Raw genomic sequence first — 21,046 nt, forward strand, 5'->3', positions numbered from 1 at the left:
TAAATTTTAATGGAGTATACCCTCATGACATATCACATTACGCTGACGGACCCGATGAACGGTACCCGGGATCGCGAACCGATTACGTTTATTCTCCCTGAAAAGCTGCAGGAGCCGCTGTGGTGGGCGATTACCGACGAGGATGCGCGGATCCTTTGCCAGCGCCTTGAGCAGGAGTCGTCGGCAAGCCGTACCGCTTTTATCGCGACGGTCAGCTTCAGCGGTACCCTCAAGATGCGGCTTGACCGCCCGCTCACGGCGGCTGAAGCCGGTGAAATCGCCGGTATCCACCGGCTGCCTGGCCGGGAAAAAGACTGTTTTGTCCGTCTCAATACCGGCTGCTTCGATCTGGAAATGTGTCGGGGAACCGCCCAGGGCGTCGGTGCATCCAAGTGGGGGCTGCGCCATTTTCGCGCGCTGCAGGACAACGTCGAGCTGCTTCCTTCCGGAAATAACGCCATTGGCGGGTTTTACGGCCCGTTTTTTACCCCGGAAAATGGGCTGATAAACCCGCCGGAGCATACCCTCGTTGATATTGAGATCCTCGAGGAAGGCCCGGTCTATCATCACTACCGCATGCGCGGCGCGATCCCCGACGGATTATTACCGGAGCTGCGCGGTAAACGTTTCTCCATCGACTGGAAATTTAGCTGGAACACGCCCTGGTTTCAGCGGCGCTACTGCGTAGATGATTTTTCAACGGTGATTAACGGCCGTTCGGTGACCAACAAGATCACCGTCGGCGACGAATTTGAGAGCGGCCCGGGAAAACTGCTGTTCGATCGCTTCGCGGCGTACGGCGGCACCCGCTATCGCGCGGGCGACCCCTATGCCGAAGAGCTGGTCGCCATGGTGGCCAATACCGTCACCACCTCGGAAAACCAGAGCCCGAAATTTACCGAATTCCGCGAACAGCTCGCCGATATGGCCTCCGCCCACTGGGATCTCTACTGGCGGATGTTCTGCCGCTGGGAGAACGTGCTCGATGAGGCGGAAATTAGCGAACGGCTGAGCCAGGTTCGCGCCCGGGCGCATCGCAGAGCCGATCTCACCGAGCGGGAATGGCTGCTGACCGATTCGCCCGTTGACGTTTCCGCCGTCGCGGATGAAACCATCTTTCCCGGGCCGGCCAGTAAAACCGTCGAGTATGATTCAGCGAGCGGCCGGGCGATGATCTGGTGGACCTCCCGCCCCTCCGGCGCGTTTCAGATAGTCCAGCGCCGCCAGTCAGGATGGGTTAACTGGGGCAGCAACGGCGAAAACGAGTGTCCGGAGCTCCCCGTCGGCGTCGATATCAAGACCGCCTGCGGACGTTTTGCCGAAAACTGGATGCAGGTAGCCGATCGGCTGGAAACCCCGCCGGTGGTCGCGGTAAGCCGGGGAGAAAAGCCATGATCCTCTGCTGCGGAGAAGCCCTCATCGATATGCTGCCCTGTCGGAGCCGCGAGAATGCCCCCGCCTTTACTCCCTGCGTTGGCGGGGCGGCGTTCAATACCGCCGTCGCCCTGGGTCGCCAGGGGATGGCGGTCGCGCTGTTTTCCGGTTTATCGGACGATTTTATGGGTGACATGCTGCGCCACACGCTTGACGCCTCCGGCGTGGATTATTCGCCCTCAACCCGCGCGCCGCTGCCCACCACCCTCGCCTTCGTCAGGCTGGTAGGCGGTCAGGCCCGCTATACCTTTTACGATGAGAATAGCGCCGGTCGAATGCTGACTGAAAACGACCTGCCGACGCTCGGGGATGACGTCTCCGCCGTTCTGTTCGGCTGCATCAGCCTGATCGCCGAACCGTGCGGCAGCGTTTATGAAGCGCTGATGGTAAGGGAAGCGCCGCGTCGGGTGATGTTCCTCGACCCTAATATTCGTGAAATTTTCATCCCGGACCGGCAGAAACACCTGGCGCGCATGAGGCGCATGATTGCATTAGCGGATATCGTCAAGCTTTCCGATGAGGACCTCGCTTGGTTTGCCGAACCCGGGGAAGAGCATGAGGTGATAGGCCGCTGGCTGGCGCGGGGGCCGAAGCTTATCGTGGTCACCCGCGGCGCTGACGGCGCTGATGCCTGGACCGCTGATTTTCATCTGCATGTGCCCGCTATTCGCGTAGCGGTGGCCGATACCGTCGGCGCGGGCGATACGGTGAATGCCGGTATTCTCGCCAGCCTCTCGCAGGCCGGGCTCCTGGAGAAGGAGAAACTAGTGACACTGTCACGCAAGCAGGTTCGCCAGGCGGTGGATCTGGGGATGCGCGCCGCCGCGGTGACGGTTTCCAGGCCGGGCGCTAACCCGCCCTGGGATCATGAACTCTGAAGACAGCGGACGCCCTGTCAGCAAGCGACAGCCAGATGAGGGTCTGAAACAGCGTTTATTGACGGACCCTTATCCTGATTTATGTTGTATATGATTCGAGTCCCAATTATTGAATGAAAGCTAAACCAGCTTCATTTATTCATGGGTTATTGCCGACTAATCCATTAATATCAGCTAATTAGATCGTCATTCAGTTTCTGTCGATCGCGTTAACAGGCATCAGGGACAGGACGTCAATAATGAAAAACAATCCATGGTTCGTGCGTTTGCGTAATACCTCTATTCCGCAGCATAAGCTGCGTCCGACGAAATGGCTGGCGCTGATTGCCCTGCTGCTGCTGCTGGCGCAGTTGACGATAGAGTTTTTACTCTTAGCATAAGCACAATAAAATCGGCTGTTGGTGTTCAAATTCGCAAGCGCTGATAAGATTAAACTCAAGTTTAATTCGTGATAAGCATCTCAGTTTATCAACAACGGCTAGACAGAAAGAACGCAGGCATGCTAGTAATTAATTCAAGCAAGGGAACGGATTTAAATTAAACACGATTTAAACCCTACCCGTCAGGCTGAAAAATTAATTGATAATGGTTTGGATTGCTGAACGATTATCAAAAGGGTAAGTGAATCGAAGGCCCTCAGAGACGAAAGTCTCTGAGGGCCTTTTTTGTTTTTTTTCTATCTCAGGAGTCAAAAAATGTCTAAAGAACGTCGTCTCTCTCGCATTTTCGCAAAAGATGGTAAATCGGTCACGCTGGCGCTGGATGGCTACTATTTTTCAAGCAAAACAAATGGTATTGATAATACGATAAATCAGCTTCCGGCCCTTGTTGAAAGCGGCCTGGACTGCGCGCTGGTCACTTATGGCATGTTGAAAAATTTCCGCGAAGTTTTCAATTGCGTTCCCGTTGTATTACGCGTCGATAGCACAGTGAATATTTTTGATAATACCGTTCCCGATACGACTCCCGTCTTTTCCATTGAGGATGCGCTGAAAGTGGCTGCGGAAGGCGTAGTGTGCATGACCTTCCCCGGGGCGTTCAATGAAGAGAAAACGCACATCATGGCGATGCAGCTGGCGCAGGCCGCCGATCGCTGGAACGTGCCGCTGATCGTGGAATCCCTGCCGTACGGCTATCCCGTGACCAGCGACGACTCCAACAACCCGGCCGTTATCGCCGCCTCGGCCCGCATCGCCGTTGAGCTGGGGGCTGACGTGATCAAAACCCGCTTTACCGGTACCGAAGATGATCGGCTTATCGTCGAAGCGGCCGGCGTGCCGGTACTCGCGCTGGGCGGCCCGAAAACCGGCATCGACGGTTATTTTAAATTTGTGCAGCACTGTATGCAGGTGGGTGCAAAAGGCGTGGCGGTGGGCCGCAATATTACTCAGGACCCACAGCCGGCAAAAGTAGTAGCAGGTCTGAACGCCATCATCCATGAAAATGCCACAGCGGAAGATGCCTACAGCCTCTACATGGCTAAATAACATCGGATATTAATATGTTCTTAAATAACACCATCATTCCTTCCGTCAGAAAATATAAACATTTTGAACAGGCGCTGTCCTGCGCATCAGAATACGTACTGCTATCCGAAGCAAATATCGGCAACCTGCAATCGCTGATTGGCAAATGCCATCAGCGCGGCAAGAAAGTGCTTATTCACCTGGAGCTACTGGGCGGTTTTAAACCCGACCAGGCGGGGATCAGTCTGCTCAAAAATTACTACAAGGTTGATGGTGTTATTTCGTCCAATCTCTCGGCCCTACGCTATGCCAAAAAAGAGGGATTGTTAACTATCTTCCGGGTATTGCTCATCGACTCGCGATCGCTGGATCACTCCATCGATATTGTTAAGCATAACCCGCCAGATGCTATTGAAATCTTACCTGCTGAATATGCCTGCCAGTGTCTGGAATTGATTAGCCGGAATTTAAAAGGCTTTGACGTGATATTCATCGCCGGAGGCTTTGTAAAGCGGAAATACCTTGTAGATAAAATTTTCCATGCCGGATTTAAAGGCATTACCACCAGCGAACCCGGTTTATGGTAACGCATAAGGAGTCCACGCCAATGAAACAACACTACGTCATGGGCATTGATAACGGCGGCACCGTCACAAAAGCGGCGATTTACGATCGCGCCGGCAACGTGGTGGCCAGCGCGTCGAAGTCTACGCAAATGCTGACCCCGAAGGAATTTCACACCGAGCGAGATATCAACGAACTCTGGGCGGCCAACGTTGAAGTCATTAAAACGGCCCTCGCGCAGTCGGGGATCGACGCCAGCCAGATCAAAGGCGTGGCGGTCACCGGCCACGGCAACGGGCTGTATATGGTGGATGAAACGGGCGCCCCGGTGCGCAACGGGATCATTTCCACCGATAGCCGGGCTAAGGGCTGGGTTGAAAAGTGGTACCGCGACCCGACGTTTGTCAGCGACATTTTACCCAAAACCATGCAGTCCATCTGGGCAGGCCAGCCCGTCGCCCTCCTCGCCTGGCTGAAAGAGAACGAGCCTGAAGCGCTGAACAACGCGCGCTACATATTCATGGTCAAAGATCTGATTCGTTTTTATCTGACCGGCGAAGCCTTTCTCGAACTTACCGATATCTCAGGGACTAACCTGATCAACGTTCGCGACCGTGACTATGACGCCTCGCTGCTGGCCTGGTGGGGGCTCGGCGATCTGCGCGACAAGCTTCCGCCCATTAAACGCTCCACCGATTGCTGCGGCTACATTACCGACGACGTCGCGCAGCTAACCGGTTTGTGTGCCGGCACGCCGGTCTCGGGCGGCGTGTTTGATATCTCGGCGTCATCCGTCGCTTCCGGCATCAATACGCTGGATAAGCTGGCGATTATTACCGGCACCTGGAGCATCAATGAATACGTGACCGACCATCCGGTTATCGACCGGGATCTCTTTATGACCTCGATTTATCCGATTGAGGGCAAATGGTTAATTACCGAGGCCAGCCCCACATCCGCCAGTAATCTGGAGTGGTTTATCAATAACTTTATGGAAGGCGATCGCACCGCCGCGGCGGCGCAGGGATCGTCAGTCTACGATCTGTGCAATGATCTGGTCTCCACGACAACGCCCGCCGAGAGCCACCTGCTGTTCTTCCCGTTTGTCTTCGGCTCCAACACCATCCCGGACGCCTCCGCGGGGTTTATCGGCCTGAATAGCTTCCATAAAAAAGCGCATTTTCTGCGCGCTATCTACGAGGGGGTCGCCTTCAGCCACCTTTATCACACCGAACGTCTGCGCAACATCAACCCTGATCTAAGCCGCACCATTCGGATTGCGGGCGGCGTCACTAACTCTGCGGTCTGGCTGCAGATATTCGCCGATATTTTCCAGTCCACTCTGGAGATTGTCGACGTGAAAGAGCACGGCACCCTGGGCACCGCGATGACCGCCGCGGTCATGGCTGGCTGGTTTGATGACGTCTTTGTTGCCTCAAATGAGATGGTTCACGTTTCGCGAACGGTCACGCCGAACCCGGACAATAACAAGGTCTATCAGGATAAGTATCAGCTCTACAAAAATCTGCTATCGGAAATGCAGTCTCCGTGGAAAAGCTGCAGTAACTACATCACGCATTAAGCGAGGAAAGTATGGATCTGAATTTACACCACCGCACGGCTATCGTCACCGGCGGCGCAACGGGACTGGGCAAAGAGTTTGTCCTTTCCCTCGCCAGAGAAGGAGTCAACATCTGCTTCACCTATATGCGTGATGAGGAGCGCCCGGAGCAGCTGATCGATACGGTAAAAAATAGCGCCAGCGTCGAGATTATTGCGGTGAAAACCGATCTTTCCGATGAGCAAAGCCGGGAGAATCTGTTCGCGACCTGCATTGAGCGGCTGGGGAACGCCGATATTCTGGTCAACAACGCCGGGATCTGGCTAAGCGGCTACGTCACTGAAATCACCCAGCAGGAGTGGGACAGCGTGATGAACGTCAACCTGAAGGCGGTTTTCCACCTGAGCCAGCTGTTTGTCAACCACTGCCTGGCGAAAGATCGGGCCGGCAGCATCCTGAATATCACTTCTCAGGCGGCCTTCCACGGTTCGACCACCGGTCATGCGCATTACGCGGCCAGTAAAGCGGGCCTGGTGGCATTTTCTATCTCGCTGGCGCGCGAGGTGGCGAAACAGAAAATCAATGTCAACAACATCGCCGTCGGCATTATGGATACCGCGATGATCCGTAAAAACATTGAGCAGAATCCTGACTATTACGTCAGCCGTATTCCGGTGGGCCGGGTAGCCCAGCCGCAAGAAATTGCCGACATCGGCGTCTTCATGGTCTCTCCGAAAACCAGCTATATGACGGGAGCGACTCTGGATGTCACCGGCGGTATGTTGATGCGTTAATTTATGGAGAATCATTATGAAATGTCTGGCAATTGCCGATCTGTTTATCAATGCAGCGATGATGGACGCGGGTCTGAAAGCGCTGAAAGATAAAGGCATTACAGTGGAAGTGCGCGAATGGTCGCACGAATCGATTGAAAAACTGCAGGAGGATAATTTACTGGTTGAACAGCAAGGCTCCGAAGCGGTGGCGCTGCCTGCCGCCCTGCTTCAGGGCGCTGAGGAGGTTGAGATCCTGATCGTCCAGTTCGCCCCGGTTAACGCGGCGGTATTCGACAAGCTACCAAAGCTTAAATACGTTGGCGTGCTGCGCGGCGGCATTGAAAACGTTAATCAGGCGGAGGCCAAAGCGCGCGGAGTTGAGGTAATGAACACGCCGGGGCGTAATGCCCGCAGCGTGGCGGAGTTTACCGTCGGCATGATTCTGGCGGAAATGCGCAACATCGCCCGCTCACACGATGCGCTGCGCGATAAGTTCTGGCGCAAAGAGAGTCCAAACCACCGGGCCATTCCTGAACTGGGCGGCAAAGTGGTGGGTCTGGTCGGGCTGGGGCATATCGCTCAGCTGGTGGCCGGCTTCCTGCGCGGTTTCGGCAGCGAGATTATCTTTTACGATAAGTACGTCCCCGGCCATGACAGCTATGAAAAGGTGGATTCTCTCGATGAGCTGGTTCGCCGTGCGGATGTGATTTCGCTGCATGCCCGCATGACCCCGGAAACGGAAAACCTGATTAACGCACATCATTTTGAATTAATGAAGGAGAGCGCCATTATCGTCAATACCGCACGCTCCGGCTTAATTAATGAAGGCGATCTGATCGCCGCGCTGCGGGACGGTAAAATCATGGGCGCTGCCCTCGACACCTTTGATGATGAACCGCTGCCGGAGGATAGCGCGTTTTATTCGCTGAATAACGTCACGATAACGCCGCATATTGCCGGCAGTACTATTGATGCCTTCAGCAATTCGCCGAAGATTTTTTCTGAGATCTTGCTGAAGCAACTCGGTTAAATATTAAAAGAGCCGCTTAAGGTTTTTGCTACGGCCCATTGGGCACGGGTTCGCTCGCGCCCAATTCGGCCGCCTTTTAAGGAAATATTATGGATATTATCAACAGCATTATTAGTCTGGGGGCATCAGTGATGATGCCAGTAATATTCTTTATTATCGCCCTGTGCTTCGGCGTTAAAATTGGCACCGCATTTAAAGCCGGGATGCTGGTCGGTATCGGTTTTGAAGGGGTGGGTCTGGTGATCGGCCTGCTGTTGACCAACCTCGGCCCGGCGTCGCAGGCCATGGTTGAACGCATCGGTCTGCACCTGACGGTGGTCGATACCGGCTGGCCGACCGCCTCCACTATCGGCTGGGGCTCGCCGCTGATGCTGCCGGTGGTCGTGGGATTTATTGTTATCAATATCGCCATGCTGCTGCTTAAATTAACCAAGACGGTAAATATCGATATATTCAACTACTGGATTTTCCTGATTATGGGGTCGGTCGTGTATGCCGGCACCGGTAACTACTGGCTCTCCGTTGGCATTACCTTCGGCATATTTATCTTAACCCTGCTGGCGGCGGATTTAACCGCACCGTATTTGCAAAAAAACTATAATCTTAAAGGGATATCATTCCCCCATCTTACCTGTATAACCTACGTGCCGTTTGGTATTGCCTGTAACTATATTATTGATAAGATCCCGCTGATCAATAAAATTAATTTCGACCCGGAAAGTATTAATAAAAAATTCGGCGTCTTCGGTGAACCGCTGACCCTGGGCTTCGTGCTGGGGCTGCTGCTGGCCTTCCTTGCCGGATACGATGTTGCAGCCGCGGTGTCGCTGGCGATTAAAGTTTCCGCCGCCATGCTGCTGCTGCCGAAAATGATCGAAATTTTAGTGCAGGGTCTGCTTATCGTGCGCGATGCCGCGGAAGCGAAGCTGAAAGCGAAATTTCCCAACCGCGACTTCTATATCGGCATGGATACCGCGCTGCTTATTGGCGAACCCTCGGTGCTGGCGACCGGGCTGCTGCTGATCCCTATGGCGGTGGTGCTGGCGATTATTTTGCCGGGCAACCGCGTGCTGCCGTTTGTCGATCTGGCCTCGCTGATGTTCCTGCTGGCGATGGTGACGCCGTTCTGCAAACGCAATATGTTCCGCATGTTTATCACCGGCACGCTGGTGGTCACCTGTATTTTGTACGTCGGGACGGATATTTCGCGGGAATACACCCAGGCGGCGGTCAACTCTAACATTCCGGTGCCGGAAGGGATGGCGGAAATCACCAATATCGTGGGCGGAGCCACCACCCCGGTGGGCTGGCTGGCGGTGAAATTCGGCGAGTTTTTCAGTACCGCGCCGTAAACTCCCCCTTTTCTCACTCAGCCCGGCGCGGGAAACGGCGTCGGGCTTTTTCGTCTCGCCCTGCGTTCAAGCACAAAAAATGCCTGCCAGGAGGGTAAGCTGGCAGGCATGGTTCAATAAAAGGCGTTGTTTTAGAACTGGTAGGTTATGCCCACGGCAACGATGTTATCGGTGCTGATGCTGGCATCTTTGGTGAACCTGGTGTCATCCAGCAGGTTGATTTTATAGTCCACATAGGTAGACATGTTTTTATTGAAGTAGTAAGTCGCGCCGACATCAACGTATTCAACCAGATCCTGGTCGCCGTAGCGGCCCAGATCTTTGCCTTTTGATTTCAGGTAGGCGATGGACGGACGCAGGCCAAAATCGAACTGATACTGGGCCACAACTTCAAAGTTCTGCGCGGTATTGGCGATATAGCCTTTACCAAACTTCGTCATGTTGCGGGTTTCCGCATAGGTGGTTGCCAGGTAGATGTTATTAGCATCGTACTTCAGACCGGCCGCCCACACTTCCGCTTTTTCGCCACGGGCGTAGAAGTCAGGATTCACGCGCCCTTCCCTGACCTGCGCATCGGTGCGATCGGATGCCGCGTAGGCCGCGCCTACGCCAAATCCTTCGTACTCATAGGTCGAGGCCAGACCCCAGCCGTCGCCATGCTGTTTCGCCAGATCGCGACCGTTGCCCTCTTCTTTGCCCTGGTACTGTACGGCGACGTTCAGGCCGTCAACCAGGCCGAAGAAACCGCTGTTACGGTAGGTGGCAACGCCGGTGGTACGCGCGGTGGCGAAGACATCGGTCTGGGTCCAGGTATCGCCGCCAAACTCCGGCAGCATATCGGTCCAGGCGCCGATATCATAGGCGACGCCGTAGTTACGGCCGTAGTCCAGAGAGCCAAATTCGCCAAACTTGAGGCCGGCAAACGCGAGACGCGTTTTGTCGCCGGAGTTGTCGCCTTCAACGTTATTGGCGCTGAAGTTATATTCCCACTGGCCGTAGCCGATCAGCTGGTCGTTGATCTGGGTTTCACCCTTGAAGCCCAGACGGGCATAGGTCTGATCGCCATCTTCTGACTTATCGCTGGAGAAATAATGCAGGCCGGTCACTTTCCCGTAGAGGTCGAGTTTGTTTCCGTCCTTGTTATACACCTCAGCCGCCTGCACGGTTCCTGCAGCAAGAAGTGTAGAGACGGCCACTGTTAGTAATTTTAATTTCATATTATTTCGTCCCTAACTATTAATAAAATATAAAATCTCAGATGCCTTCTGAGCGAGGCTATTATGCGATAATTCGCAAAGAGACTTGAAATTAAAAGTTCCAGTTTTTTAGACTAAATACCATAACTGTGACGACAACAGCGGTTGTTAATTGATGTCCATCAATCATTCACTGCTTCCGTTGGCAAATATTCTGAATCACGCCTTACGCAACCCAGAGATGCAGAAGGTTTGACTAAAATAGATAAATTATCATAAGGAAATTCTAATGATTAGATAAATTAAAGATTGTAATTTGTTAAAAACAATATAAATCAATAGTTTATAATTTACACAACCAATCATTAATGTTTATTCATAAAGGCACTGATTCCCCTAATCGGCTATTAATGAGTATATTCCGATCCTTCCCCGCAGATAAATTATAGTGCCGAAATGACCACATTTCTTTATTGAAGTTTCTTTACAAAAACCGTAAAAATTATAGCATAGTGGTTTAAGATGTGTTTAACACTTTCGTGAAAGGGATATCGCCAGCCCTATTTCATGGGATAAGTTTAACTATGAATAAATACTATGAATAAATAGAGCCAGGAGCTTGTCACCAGTTTGATAAGCCGCTGACGCGCCGGGAACGGCTTATCCGTATCGGGGGTAAAAGGAAGCTGGCGCGGGACTGCTCCCCGCGCAATGCCTGGATTACAGGGTAAAACCGCCATCACCCACTTGCGCCCGGGCGTACCACTTCATTAGCTCGGCGGTTCCCGGCGCGTTTTCAGCTGGCGCCCACGGGGCCGCGTCTTGCTCAGAAACCGGCTGGTAACCACCGTATTTAACCTCAAAAATTACGCCGCCTTTATCCATCGACAGCACGGCATGCCAGGTACCCGCCGCCATCTCCAGCACCTTACACTCTTCGCCTAACACCACGCGCTCGGTCACGTTGCCAGCATCATCAAAGGTCAACACCACAAAACGTCCGCTAAGGGATGTCAGCAGTTCAAAAGTGTGCGGGTGGCGGTGAGGCCGAACATAGGTACCCGGCTCCATAGCGACGGCCAGGCGTTGCACCGGATCGCTTAAGTCAGGGTGGAAGTTACGATGGGCACGTAGGCGAGGCGAAGCTGCAGCCTGTTCGCTTTGTTGCCGAAGGTCACTCAACGTCATTTGTTTCATATAAGCCTTTATTGTAGTTGGGCAGCTTACGACAATCAGGTTGTCGTAAGGCTTAATGCTATTTTCAACAGACGATTAGCCTCGCCGCTCGCGGAACACATCGCTGTGCGGATTATAGACGCTGATGCCGCGGTCCCAAAGCGCCAGAAATGACGAGAACAGATCGTGGTGGGGTTCCGTTGTCCCCCGCTCGCCCTTTGAGGCAAGACATGGGATAGATGACATGAAAAAGAGACACTTTGTGAGTGCGCTCCTTAACAGTCGTGGCAGGTGGAAAATAAGATGAGAGTGCGAAGATAAAGGTATAGTCACGCATACAGGTGCAGCAATTAATCCGGCGTAAATTTATCGAGCAGCGAAAAAGCGTGTAAATAATTAGACAGCGCCAGTAGCGCATGAAATGAGTTAAAGCCGAACTTCTCAATTAATCTTCTTTTATAGCTGCTGTAGGCCTTGGGCGAAATGCCGAGCAGCTCCGGGTAATCTTTTGCCAGTACGGTAAATTTCATAATAAAAATATACTGAAATTCTCTCTCTGTTAACGTGATGTCCTCTCCCACGGGGATACCATCAGTCACTCTGGCGATAATACTGGCGATATGTGCGGTGCGCCTTTTGTTTATCAAACAAATAATATTACCTTCAACCCGGAAACAAACAAAATTCTTTTTCATTTCAAAGCTGTTTATCAAAAAATGGAACTGCGCGCAGCTGCTGGATGCGTACTTTGTTAAGCACAAATCGACCAGATTCGCCTTTCTGACCGCTTTTATGTCGTTTATTTTCAGACGTATGGCTTTCTTAAAAAAATGATTATGGCTGAAAATAGTTAACATTCCTTTCCCTCATGAAAGTGCAATCATCCTTTATAGAAATACGTATAATAGGCGCCATGGGGATATACCCATGAATGAAGTGGGTGAATTATAAGTTTGTTTAATATTTATTGTCCAGACGAGTGAATTTCAGAAAAATCCCTGCGAAATGTAAACCATGGGATTTTCACTGGCCCGGAGACAGCGCTCATCCCCACGCTTACTTTAGGATTTTTCTTACGATGCATCGGTTAAAGAGAGATTAGCAGCATATCACTCTGCGATAAAGATGATACTTAACAAATAACATTGAAAAATTTAATTTATCAAAACATAAAACTACCAATGAGGGAATTGCGCATGAACCGAAGCGCATGCGCGCGCTGACTTCCGGGCATTTGTTTGCCCTTCGTTTAAGTCTGCGCCAGGCAGCGACCCGGCGCGACTCAGTTTATGAACGGTTTCTGGCCAGCAGAATAATAATGAAGAGTCCGCCGATGCCGGCCGTAATGATCCCGATAGGCAGCTCCTGCGGAGCCAGCAGCGTCCTGCTGACGATATCACCGCCGCACAGTAGCACCGCGCCCCACAGGCCGCATAAAGGAAGCAGCAGCAGATGTTTTACGCCAGAAAAATAGCGGCACATATGCGGCACCATCAGGCCGATAAAGCCAATCACCCCGGTCAGGGCCACCAGCAGCGACGTTGCTAACGCGCAGCAGAAAAACACCTCCATGCGCAGGCGTGTAACGTTAATGCCCAGCGACTGCGCGGTCTGCTCACCGGCCAGTAAGCCATCCAGGGAGCGCCAGCGCAGGAGTATGAATGCGCCGAGAAGCAGCAGACTGAACAGGGCGTAGGGCAAATTATCCCAGCGCGCCAGACCGAGCCCACCCAGCGACCAGAACAGCACCGAGCTGGCGGCCCGCTGGTCGCCCGAGAAAATCAGATAGCTGGTCAGCGCGCCGAATAAAAAGGAGATCGCCAACCCGCAGATCACCAGGTGCTCTGCGCCACGCTGCTTTTTAAAATGAAACAGCAGCATCACCGCCACCGCCGAGCAGATGCCGCCAACGAATGCCGACACCGGCAGCGTCAGCGCGCCAAGCCGCTCACCGAATCGGGTGATCACCAGTACCGCTCCCGCCGATGCGCCGGAGGAAAGCCCGAATAAAAAAGGATCGGCCAGATCGTTGCGCGTGGTGGTCTGTAGTAGACCGCCCACGATGGCCAGCACCGCGCCCGCCAGCACCGCCAGCAGCGTTCTTGGCACGCGCAAATCAATGACAATACGTCCGATCATCTCCGAAACCGGCACATCCAGCAGCCGCAAGGCGCCGAGAACCTGGGTAAGCGACAGCGGCACGCTGCCTTTAGCCACGCTGAACAGCATCAAGCCGGCTAATAACGGCAGCGCCCCCCACGCGGCCCAGTAGTAGCGACAGTGAGCCCCGCTCATTGGTGGGCCGCAGGATACATCGCATGAGCCAGCTTTTCGGCCGCGTTGATATTCGCCGGCCCGGGCGTCAACTCAGCATATTGCAGCTTCAGATAACGCTGCTGCTTCACCGCCGGCGTCTGTTTCATTAACGGATGATTTTCGAGGAAACGGCGCAGCGAATCAGCGCCGCTGCCGGTCTGATAATCAAGAAGAATAATAAAATCGGGTTCCGCCGTCGCCACGCTCTCCCAGGAGGTGGTCCCCCAGCTCATCTCCAGGTCGTCCATCACGTTTTTCCCTCCCGCCGCTTCGATAATCGCGGTCGGCATGGCGTACCGTCCGCTGGTAAAGGGCTTATCTTCGCCGGAATCATAGACAAACACCTTTAATGGCTGCACGCCCCGCGGCGGCTTAGGCAGCGCATTCAGCGTTTTTTTCCAGCCGTCGACCAGCGTACGGGCCTCTTGCTGCTTGCCAAAAATCTTACCCAGCGTCAGCTCATCGTTATACAGCAGGTCCATACTCGCTTTTTGTTTCTGAGAGGCGGTAAAGACGCAGCTCTCGCTCAGCACAAAGGTTTTGATACCGTATGTTTCGAGCGCGGAAGGCGTGACCTCCCCGCCGACCTTCATGCCGTAATTCCAGCCGGCGAAAAAGAAATCAGGATTTGCCGCCAGCAGCGTCTCCAGAGAGGGATATTTCGGCGCCAGCTCGGGAATTGATCCCATCTGATGTTTAAATTCCGGGGTCATTTTGTACCATCCGGTAATGCCGGTTAAGCCAACGATGCGGTCCTGCAACCCGAGAGCAAAAGCCATTTCAGACATATTAAGGTCGTGGATGACCGCCCTTTTCGGCGCCTGAGTGAAGGTCACAGGCGTTCCGCAGCTGTCAATCGTGACGGGAAAATCCGCCGCGTTCGCCGCTGAAATAAAAAGAAACGCCATCGTCCCTGCAAACCATTTATTCATGCTGCGTTATCCTCCGGAAATTTATCAGGCATAGCCTGGCACCTCAAAAATCCGCAGCGCCTTCCCGGTCATGGGATGCGGTACGGTAAAGCTGGTCAAGCCGAAGACCGGGTAAAGCCGTTGTGAAACAAGCACGCGCTCCGGCACATCCCAGGCCACGGCGCGCCCTTGCGATAAAAGCAAAACCCGATCGGCAAAGGCGTCAATCAGGGAAAGATCGTGCAATACCGCAACGACCGTGATTCCCTGGCTTTTCACTAATGACAGCAGCTCCACTCTGCCGTGGGGATCAAGATGGTTGGTGGGCTCATCCAGCAGCAGCAGTTTTGGCGCCTGGGCCAGTACCCGCGCCAGCGCCGCCCGTTGTCTCTCACCACCGGATAACGCGGAGAGCGGTCGCTTGCGCAGCCTCTGCAATCCCGTATCGTTAATCGCGCGGGTTACGATGATGTCGTGCTCGCGACGCGACATATCCCGGCCGTGGGGAATCCGCCCGAGGGCGACATAATCCTCAAGCGCCAGACGCAGGTCGGGGGTATCATTCTGCGCAAGCACCGCGATCTGCCGGGCTCGCTGCTGCCGGGTTAATGCGGCAATGGAGCGGCCATATAACCGAACGTCGCCCTCCCGCGACGGCAGTTGGCAATCTATCGCGCGTAATAAAGAGGTTTTCCCGCTGCCGTTGGGCCCAATGACGGCCAGACACTCTCCTTTACCGGCGCTGAAATGAATGCCGGAGAGCATTTCCCCGCCGCCGGGCCGCGGTAATGATGCGATATTGACGCTAAGCACGGGATCATCGGCTTTTCCACTCTTGGTCAAACTCTCCTCCATTAGCCGCCGCTCCCTCTCTCTTCAGCGTGGATGAGCGAAACACGCGCTCTTTTGATTTTTGATCGGCAGGTAGTGATGATAATCATTATCATTTAAAAAGAAAGGTAAATAGTCACATATTTTATAATGTCATAAATGTTATGATATAACATACCAAAAATGAAGTGAGAAATGCAACCCGCGCTGCCCTCATGCCAAAGAGAAGCGACAAAACCACGTGGAGTTGTTCTAATAGCCGGACAGTGCTCTCTTGCAGCAAACTCAGTGAATGTGAACAGGAAACGTCAGGATGAAAACGGTAGAGTTTTTGCTTTACACCCTTAAACCGGGGACCGGGAACGAGTTTCACCGGATAATGAAGGAACAAAGCGCCCCCTGTCATCGCGCCGCCGGAATGGATATCGTCTCCTTCGGCAATTCAGTTGATGACAACGACGCTTATTACCTGATCCGGGCCTATGAGGACCTGACGCATTTAAACGCATCCCAGGCGCACTTCTACAGCAGCCCCGCCTGGCGCGAAGGCCCGCGACAGGCCATTATCGACAGGATCAGCGTCAGCGTAAAAACGGTTATGCTGCTGAGCGACAGCGCGATTGATGGCCTGCGAAACGGCTGACCCTCCAGGGCCGCTGGCGTGGCCCAACAAAAAACGCGCTCTCTTTTGCTGTCGCAGAGATTCTGGGGCCCGGGCAAAATGCGGCTGCCGTGCCTGCCTCCGACGCCACCGTTAGTTCTGATTCAACGACTCAAGAAAGCCCTGGGGCGTCGTGTCGCCCAGCTTTTTTTGCGCCCGCCCCCGGTTCCACAGCGCGCACAGCCGCTGCAGCGTCGCGTCCGGCTCATCCAGCGCCGGAATAACGTCGGCTAATCGTTCGCTGAGCTGTACCGCTCCGCGCTCCGCCATCGCCACCGTCCGGCAAGAGAGATGCACGCGCGCGGGCTGAAAGCTTTTATGAGCATAAATCTCAAGACATTGTATACGCGCCGGACAGGCGTTCAGCGCCTCGGTCAGCCAGCTATCGACCAGCGCGGGAGAGATCCCGCAATAGATGCGGCCAAAGCACCAACCGCTGATCGGCTCCTGCGCCCAGAGCAGATGATGTTCACCGCCGTCGTCCATCGACAGCGCCAGCTGGCGATAGTGCAGCGTCAGGGTATCCGCGCGCATTCCCGCCTTTAACGCTTTTTTCCCCTGCAGCGCGGCATTTTTCCGTCCTTCATGGGCCGGACGCAGATAGCGGTTTAGCGTGGCGCGGGAAACAGCGATGCCCAGCCCCTCATTCACCATAAACAGCAGTTCGTCCAGCGGGGCGCGCAGCGCATCGCGGAGGGCGTTAATGAGAATCTCCTGCTCTTGTCTCAGTACTTTGTGTATCAAATGCGGCGTGGTGTGGTTATCGGAAATCTGGCTGCGGTTGCGCCAGCGGCGAACCGTAGTAATGGAAATCCCCAGTTCCTGCGCCAGTTCCCGGTCGCTTTTCGTCGATTCCTGAAGATATTTACGCGTTCTGGGGGTGGTGGTGGCATTAGCGTGCAGCTTGATTTCCATACGATCCTCTACCGGAAATATAACTAATCATATGAGATATATATTATTGCAGAGAATACAATGTGAACCGCTTCACCTTTCAGCCCACCGCTTTCTCTCATAATCCGCCATAGATAACACACACAGCCCTGTCGATCTTGTACGGAGTTCACAATGAACAATGTTCTGGGATTTCTTGAAGCCAAACTGATGCCTCTGGCGGCGAAAACCGCCCAGCAGCGTCACCTCGGCGCTATTCGCGGCGCCTACGTTTCATTCATGCCTTTTATTATTGTCGGTTCCATTCTGCTGGTGATCTCGTCGTTCCCCAATCAGAGCTACCAGCAGTTTATGGCCAGCACCTTCGGCGCGAGCTGGAGCGCAATTATCGAAATTCCGTTCAACGCGGTATTTTCCACAATGTCGCTGTTTATCAGCTTCCTGGTGGCCTACCGTCTGGCGGAGCACTACGGCGATGACCGCATCTCCTGCGGCATCCTCTCGCTGGTGGGGTTTCTGATCCTCACGCCGTTCATTAAGGTCGCTGAAAACGGCGGCATCACGGTGATCCCCGTGGAGTGGATCGGCACCAAAGGTTTATTCGTCGCCATGATCGGTTCGCTGCTGTGGACCGAACTCTTCTGCTGGCTAAAACGCAAAAAGCTGGTGATTAAGATGCCGGACGGCGTTCCGCCCGCCGTGCAGGAGTCTTTCGCCGCGCTGATCCCGGCGCTGCTGGTGATGATTCTGATCCTGGCGATTCGCATCGGGTTTGCGCACACGCACTACGCCACCATCCACCAGTTTATTTATGAGGTCGTCGCCTCGCCGGTACGCCATTACGGTACCTCCTACTTCGGCGCGCTGATGACCGTTTTCAGCATTACCATTCTGTGGTCGGTCGGCATTAACTCCGGTTCGATGATCAACGGCATCATTCGTCCGCTGTGGATGGAAAATCAGACCGACAACATCGCCGCTATCCAGGCCGGCGTCACCCCGCCGCACATTATCACCGAGCAGTTCTTCGATATGATCTGGATGGGCGGCGCGGGCGCAACGCTGTCGCTGGTGATAGCGATGCTGATTTTCGCCCGCAGCAAAAATATGCGCGAAGTTGCCCGCCTCGGCGCCGGTGCCTCCATTTTTAATATCAACGAACCCATCCTCTTTGGCCTGCCGGTGATCATGAACCCGATCATGCTGATTCCGTTTAACCTCGTGCCGCTGGTGCTGGTCACGGTGCAGTACGCGGCGATGAAGATCGGCGCGGTGGCCGTCACCACCGGCGTCTTTATCCCCTGGACGCTGCCGCCGGTGATCAGCGGTTTTATCGTCACCGGGCATCTTAGCGGCAGCGTGATGCAGATCCTCAATTTGCTGATTGGCGCCATGCTGTACCTGCCCTTCATGCGCATCGTCGATAAGCAGTATCGCGCGGCGGAAGTCACCGCCCGTGCTGAAACGGACAACACGCTTGCAAAACAGGAGTAAACCAATGTGGGGAATGATTGCCACCTGGCGAATGGCGCTGGAAGGCGTTACCGAAGCCGCGGCGGCGCTGGCATCCGGCGCTGATACCGCCAGCGCCGTGGTCAATGCGGTGGCGGCGGTAGAAGATTTTCCGCTGTACAAATCGGTGGGCTACGGCGGCCTGCCGACGGAAAACGGCGAGGTCGAACTGGATGCCGCCTTTATGCATGGCGATACCCTGGCCTTCGGCGCGGTCGGTAATCTGGTGGATATTGCCAACCCGGTGAAAGTCGCCCACGCCCTGAGCCGTCAGCGCTACAACAGTCTGCTGGTCGGCCAGGGCGCCAGAGAGTGGGCAATAAGCCAGGGATTCGCCGCCAAAGCGATGCTGACCGAACGCGCGATGCAGCATTACCGGAAGCGCTGTCGCGAAACGCTGGATAAAGGCCTCAGTCCTTACGACGGCCACGATACCGTGGGCATTATTGGCCTTGATAAACAGGGTTCCATGAGCGTTGCCACCTCCACCAGCGGCCTGTTTATGAAAAAACGCGGACGGCTGGGCGATTCGCCGATTATCGGCTCCGGTTTCTACTGCGATAGCGAGACCGGCGCCGCCACGGCGACCGGCGTCGGTGAAGATCTGATGAAAGGCTGCACCAGCTACGAAATCGTCCGGCGAATGGCCCAGGGAATGACGCCGCAGCAGGCGGCGGACTCGGTGGTCTGCGAGCTGGAAGACAAACTGATGTCGCGCTTTGGCCGCGCGGGCGACCTTTCGGTGGTGTGCATGAACCGGCGCGGCGAATTCGGCGCCGCCACCAATATCAAAACCTTCTCCTTTGTCGTCGCCAGCGCGACGCAGCCGCTCACCGTGTTCTGCGCCGAGCGCGTTCGGGAGAAAACCCATTACCGGCCGGTGGACGACGAATGGATGCAGGCCTATGCCGCACGCATTCGCGCCCCCATCGAGGAGTAAGCCATGCTGGATTATCGTCTGATTAATCAACTGGATAGCGACTGCACCGGCGCGCATCTGGTGACCTGGCCCGGCAGTACGCTGCTGGCCCAGGCCCCGCTCAATGCCGTTCCCCTGCTCGCGGAAATGGTGGAACAGGCCGCCCGCGGCGAGGTGGCGGATACCCGCTTCGGCTGCTCCCCCTTCGCCCGCATCACCCTCATTCCGCTCCCCCTGTGGAGGGATACGCTGAACGATGGCCTGGCCGAGGCGCTGCGGCCGCTATGCAAAAAGCCGGTGAGCGAAACGCTTATCCTCGACGCTTCGCTGGAAGAGAGCAGCGGCGCGTTAACCAAAGCGCTGCGCGAACTGTTTAATCTCGACTGGCAGCTTGATGATTTGGGCCTGCATCAGGTGAAAGCCGCCAGGCCACGCCTGCGCCAGCTCGCCCTCTACGCCTTACCCGAACAGCGGTCGGCGCTGGACACCCTCGCCCATCGTCAACGGGCCACGGCGCACGGCATGCTCGCCGCGCGGCGTCTGGCGGATCTGCCTGCGGAGCAGTGTACCCCGCAGTACGTGGTGGAAGAAGCCCGGCGTCTGTGCGCGGATATCCCCACGCTGCGCTGCGAAGTTCTGGATGAAAAAGCGATCGTCGAACAAGGGCTCGGCCTGCTGCATGCGGTGGGTAAAGGCGCTGAACGCCCGCCGCGCCTGCTGGCGATTCATTATGATGGCGTCAGCGAGGGCCCGGTTCGCTGCTACGTCGGTAAAGGCGTCACCTTTGATACCGGCGGACTGTGGCTCAAGGAAGGCGCCGGGATGTACACCATGAAGTACGATATGTGCGGCGCGGCCAACGTCCTTGGCCTGATGCTGAGCATCGCCGAGCTGGCGCTACCGGTGCGGGTAATGGGCGTACTGGCGCTGGCGGAAAACGCGATTGGCCCCGCCGCCATGCAGCCGGGCAGCGTCGCCCGGGCCTGTAATGGCCTGACGGTAGAGATCAATAATACCGACGCTGAAGGCCGCCTGGTGCTTTCCGATGCCATTGCCTGGGCGAGCCAGCGGCATCCGCAGGCGCACTATATTATTGATATTGCGACCCTTACCGGCGCGGTGGTTAAGGCGCTGGGTTACGATTTGAGCGGCTTGATGACGCAAAGCGACGCGCTGCGGGCGGGGTTAACCCGGGCAGGAATAAAAAGCGGGGATGAGGTCTGGTCGCTGCCGCTGGATAGCAGGCTGAAGAAGCAGACCGAAAGCGCAATCGCCGACCTGTGCAATACGCCCGGCAATAATGCGGCCATCAGCGCCTCCGCCGCCTGGCTTTTGCACCATTTTTGCCCGCCGGAGATTCCCTGGGCCCATCTCGACGTCAGCGGCACGGCGCTGTGGCGCGAAGGCGGTAAAAGCGTCGCTTCCGGCCGGCCGATTCCGCTACTGATTCAGCATCTGCTCGACGATATCGACGAGAGTTAACACCCTCCCCGGAGGCGATGCTGCGCATCTGTCCGGGCTACGGGTTACCAGCAATTTGCGGCCCTGTAGCCCGGCTAAGCGCAGCGC

The 21,046-nt window shown here is 55.0% G+C and carries 20 protein-coding genes; 13 read left to right on the forward strand and 7 right to left on the reverse strand.

The features are described 5' to 3' along the window. Positions 1 to 24: 24 nt before the first annotated feature. From F8562_RS16220 to F8562_RS16255, 9 genes are all read left to right on the forward strand, one after another. On the forward strand, positions 25 to 1,395 hold the full coding sequence (locus F8562_RS16220; RefSeq protein ID WP_014838540.1) for a hypothetical protein: 1,371 nt from the start codon (positions 25 to 27) through the stop codon (positions 1,393 to 1,395). Continuing rightward, positions 1,392 to 2,312, forward strand: coding sequence for a carbohydrate kinase family protein (locus F8562_RS16225; RefSeq protein WP_032719147.1), 921 nt, complete (start codon positions 1,392 to 1,394; stop codon positions 2,310 to 2,312). The genes F8562_RS16220 and F8562_RS16225 overlap by 4 nt, the downstream gene beginning before the upstream one ends. A gap of 239 nt (positions 2,313 to 2,551) precedes the next feature. Then, positions 2,552 to 2,692 (forward strand): hypothetical protein, encoded by a 141-nt coding sequence (locus F8562_RS29300; protein WP_014838542.1) that lies wholly within the window; start codon positions 2,552 to 2,554, stop codon positions 2,690 to 2,692. A 315-nt stretch (positions 2,693 to 3,007) separates the two neighbouring features. Continuing rightward, positions 3,008 to 3,799 (forward strand): class I fructose-bisphosphate aldolase, encoded by a 792-nt coding sequence (locus F8562_RS16230; RefSeq protein ID WP_004851066.1) that lies wholly within the window; start codon positions 3,008 to 3,010, stop codon positions 3,797 to 3,799. A gap of 14 nt (positions 3,800 to 3,813) precedes the next feature. Then, a complete protein-coding gene (locus F8562_RS16235; protein ID WP_014838543.1) occupies positions 3,814 to 4,365 on the forward strand; it encodes a glycerol-3-phosphate responsive antiterminator in 552 nt (183 codons plus the stop codon). A 20-nt stretch (positions 4,366 to 4,385) separates the two neighbouring features. Next, positions 4,386 to 5,924: an FGGY-family carbohydrate kinase gene (locus F8562_RS16240; protein WP_014229443.1), complete on the forward strand. Its 1,539-nt coding sequence runs from the start codon at positions 4,386 to 4,388 to the stop codon at positions 5,922 to 5,924. Positions 5,925 to 5,935: 11 nt separating this feature from the next. After that, positions 5,936 to 6,697 carry an SDR family NAD(P)-dependent oxidoreductase gene (locus tag F8562_RS16245; protein WP_014838544.1) on the forward strand — a complete coding sequence of 254 codons (762 nt, stop codon included), beginning with the start codon at positions 5,936 to 5,938 and terminating at the stop codon, positions 6,695 to 6,697. A 16-nt stretch (positions 6,698 to 6,713) separates the two neighbouring features. After that, the gene (locus F8562_RS16250; RefSeq protein WP_014838545.1) at positions 6,714 to 7,709 is read left to right on the forward strand and encodes a 2-hydroxyacid dehydrogenase; all 996 of its coding nucleotides are present in this window, start codon (positions 6,714 to 6,716) and stop codon (positions 7,707 to 7,709) included. A gap of 89 nt (positions 7,710 to 7,798) precedes the next feature. Continuing rightward, on the forward strand, positions 7,799 to 9,061 hold the full coding sequence (locus F8562_RS16255) for a PTS galactitol transporter subunit IIC (protein ID WP_004851075.1): 1,263 nt from the start codon (positions 7,799 to 7,801) through the stop codon (positions 9,059 to 9,061). A 131-nt stretch (positions 9,062 to 9,192) separates the two neighbouring features. Here F8562_RS16255 and ompC read toward each other — a convergent pair whose 3' ends face one another. The 6 genes from ompC to F8562_RS16285 all read right to left on the reverse strand — a co-directional run bounded on the left by ompC (position 9,193) and on the right by F8562_RS16285 (position 15,515). Beyond that, positions 9,193 to 10,278: a porin OmpC gene (gene ompC, locus F8562_RS16260; protein WP_025106268.1), complete on the reverse strand. Its 1,086-nt coding sequence runs from the start codon at positions 10,276 to 10,278 to the stop codon at positions 9,193 to 9,195. A 699-nt stretch (positions 10,279 to 10,977) separates the two neighbouring features. Next, positions 10,978 to 11,454, reverse strand: a complete 477-nt coding sequence (locus tag F8562_RS16265; protein WP_004851079.1) for a WbuC family cupin fold metalloprotein — start codon at positions 11,452 to 11,454, stop codon at positions 10,978 to 10,980. Between the two features lie 329 nt (positions 11,455 to 11,783). Continuing rightward, on the reverse strand, positions 11,784 to 12,290 hold the full coding sequence (locus F8562_RS16270) for a hypothetical protein (protein ID WP_014229447.1): 507 nt from the start codon (positions 12,288 to 12,290) through the stop codon (positions 11,784 to 11,786). A 430-nt stretch (positions 12,291 to 12,720) separates the two neighbouring features. Next, positions 12,721 to 13,728, reverse strand: coding sequence for a FecCD family ABC transporter permease (locus F8562_RS16275; RefSeq protein WP_014229448.1), 1,008 nt, complete (start codon positions 13,726 to 13,728; stop codon positions 12,721 to 12,723). Continuing rightward, positions 13,725 to 14,681, reverse strand: coding sequence for an ABC transporter substrate-binding protein (locus F8562_RS16280; protein ID WP_014229449.1), 957 nt, complete (start codon positions 14,679 to 14,681; stop codon positions 13,725 to 13,727). The genes F8562_RS16275 and F8562_RS16280 overlap by 4 nt, the downstream gene beginning before the upstream one ends. A gap of 24 nt (positions 14,682 to 14,705) precedes the next feature. After that, positions 14,706 to 15,515, reverse strand: coding sequence for an ABC transporter ATP-binding protein (locus F8562_RS16285; protein ID WP_094909313.1), 810 nt, complete (start codon positions 15,513 to 15,515; stop codon positions 14,706 to 14,708). A 289-nt stretch (positions 15,516 to 15,804) separates the two neighbouring features. Here F8562_RS16285 and F8562_RS16290 point away from each other — a divergent pair, with 289 nt between their 5' ends. Continuing rightward, a complete protein-coding gene (locus F8562_RS16290) occupies positions 15,805 to 16,134 on the forward strand; it encodes an NIPSNAP family protein (RefSeq protein WP_004851091.1) in 330 nt (109 codons plus the stop codon). A 111-nt stretch (positions 16,135 to 16,245) separates the two neighbouring features. Here the strand turns inward: F8562_RS16290 and F8562_RS16295 are convergent, their stop codons facing one another. Then, positions 16,246 to 17,067: a hypothetical protein gene (locus F8562_RS16295; protein WP_094909312.1), complete on the reverse strand. Its 822-nt coding sequence runs from the start codon at positions 17,065 to 17,067 to the stop codon at positions 16,246 to 16,248. 153 nt (positions 17,068 to 17,220) lie between these two features. Between F8562_RS16295 and celB the strand changes: the two genes are divergently transcribed. Genes celB through F8562_RS16310 form a run of 3 tightly spaced genes read left to right on the forward strand, consistent with a single transcriptional unit; the run spans position 17,221 to position 20,959 of the window. Further along, the gene (celB, locus tag F8562_RS16300; protein WP_004851095.1) at positions 17,221 to 18,540 is read left to right on the forward strand and encodes a PTS cellobiose transporter subunit IIC; all 1,320 of its coding nucleotides are present in this window, start codon (positions 17,221 to 17,223) and stop codon (positions 18,538 to 18,540) included. 4 nt (positions 18,541 to 18,544) lie between these two features. Then, positions 18,545 to 19,498 (forward strand): N(4)-(beta-N-acetylglucosaminyl)-L-asparaginase, encoded by a 954-nt coding sequence (locus F8562_RS16305; protein WP_009652191.1) that lies wholly within the window; start codon positions 18,545 to 18,547, stop codon positions 19,496 to 19,498. Positions 19,499 to 19,501: 3 nt separating this feature from the next. Then, positions 19,502 to 20,959, forward strand: a complete 1,458-nt coding sequence (locus tag F8562_RS16310) for a leucyl aminopeptidase family protein (protein ID WP_014838551.1) — start codon at positions 19,502 to 19,504, stop codon at positions 20,957 to 20,959. Positions 20,960 to 21,046 lie beyond the last annotated feature (87 nt).

It is taken from the genome of Klebsiella sp. RCJ4 (assembly GCF_009025755.1).
Taxonomy (GTDB): Bacteria; Pseudomonadota; Gammaproteobacteria; order Enterobacterales; family Enterobacteriaceae; genus Klebsiella; species Klebsiella michiganensis.

Excerpts from the sequence above, each read along its gene's own strand:
- F8562_RS16305 (WP_009652191.1), top strand. The coding sequence starts at position 18,545 with ATGTGGGGAATGATTGCCACCTGGCGAATGGCGCTGGAAGGCGTTACC.
- F8562_RS16310 (WP_014838551.1), top strand. The coding sequence starts at position 19,502 with ATGCTGGATTATCGTCTGATTAATCAACTGGATAGCGACTGCACCGGC.
- F8562_RS16295 (WP_094909312.1), bottom strand. The coding sequence starts at position 17,067 with ATGGAAATCAAGCTGCACGCTAATGCCACCACCACCCCCAGAACGCGT.
- F8562_RS16225 (WP_032719147.1), top strand. The coding sequence starts at position 1,392 with ATGATCCTCTGCTGCGGAGAAGCCCTCATCGATATGCTGCCCTGTCGG.
- F8562_RS16240 (WP_014229443.1), top strand. The coding sequence starts at position 4,386 with ATGAAACAACACTACGTCATGGGCATTGATAACGGCGGCACCGTCACA.
- F8562_RS16220 (WP_014838540.1), top strand. The coding sequence starts at position 25 with ATGACATATCACATTACGCTGACGGACCCGATGAACGGTACCCGGGAT.
- F8562_RS16235 (WP_014838543.1), top strand. The coding sequence starts at position 3,814 with ATGTTCTTAAATAACACCATCATTCCTTCCGTCAGAAAATATAAACAT.
- F8562_RS16250 (WP_014838545.1), top strand. The coding sequence starts at position 6,714 with ATGAAATGTCTGGCAATTGCCGATCTGTTTATCAATGCAGCGATGATG.
- F8562_RS16285 (WP_094909313.1), bottom strand. The coding sequence starts at position 15,515 with ATGGAGGAGAGTTTGACCAAGAGTGGAAAAGCCGATGATCCCGTGCTT.
- F8562_RS16245 (WP_014838544.1), top strand. The coding sequence starts at position 5,936 with ATGGATCTGAATTTACACCACCGCACGGCTATCGTCACCGGCGGCGCA.
- F8562_RS16255 (WP_004851075.1), top strand. The coding sequence starts at position 7,799 with ATGGATATTATCAACAGCATTATTAGTCTGGGGGCATCAGTGATGATG.
- F8562_RS16275 (WP_014229448.1), bottom strand. The coding sequence starts at position 13,728 with ATGAGCGGGGCTCACTGTCGCTACTACTGGGCCGCGTGGGGGGCGCTG.
- F8562_RS16280 (WP_014229449.1), bottom strand. The coding sequence starts at position 14,681 with ATGAATAAATGGTTTGCAGGGACGATGGCGTTTCTTTTTATTTCAGCG.
- F8562_RS16230 (WP_004851066.1), top strand. The coding sequence starts at position 3,008 with ATGTCTAAAGAACGTCGTCTCTCTCGCATTTTCGCAAAAGATGGTAAA.
- F8562_RS16290 (WP_004851091.1), top strand. The coding sequence starts at position 15,805 with ATGAAAACGGTAGAGTTTTTGCTTTACACCCTTAAACCGGGGACCGGG.
- F8562_RS16270 (WP_014229447.1), bottom strand. The coding sequence starts at position 12,290 with ATGTTAACTATTTTCAGCCATAATCATTTTTTTAAGAAAGCCATACGT.
- ompC (WP_025106268.1), bottom strand. The coding sequence starts at position 10,278 with ATGAAATTAAAATTACTAACAGTGGCCGTCTCTACACTTCTTGCTGCA.
- F8562_RS29300 (WP_014838542.1), top strand. The coding sequence starts at position 2,552 with ATGAAAAACAATCCATGGTTCGTGCGTTTGCGTAATACCTCTATTCCG.
- F8562_RS16265 (WP_004851079.1), bottom strand. The coding sequence starts at position 11,454 with ATGAAACAAATGACGTTGAGTGACCTTCGGCAACAAAGCGAACAGGCT.
- celB (WP_004851095.1), top strand. The coding sequence starts at position 17,221 with ATGAACAATGTTCTGGGATTTCTTGAAGCCAAACTGATGCCTCTGGCG.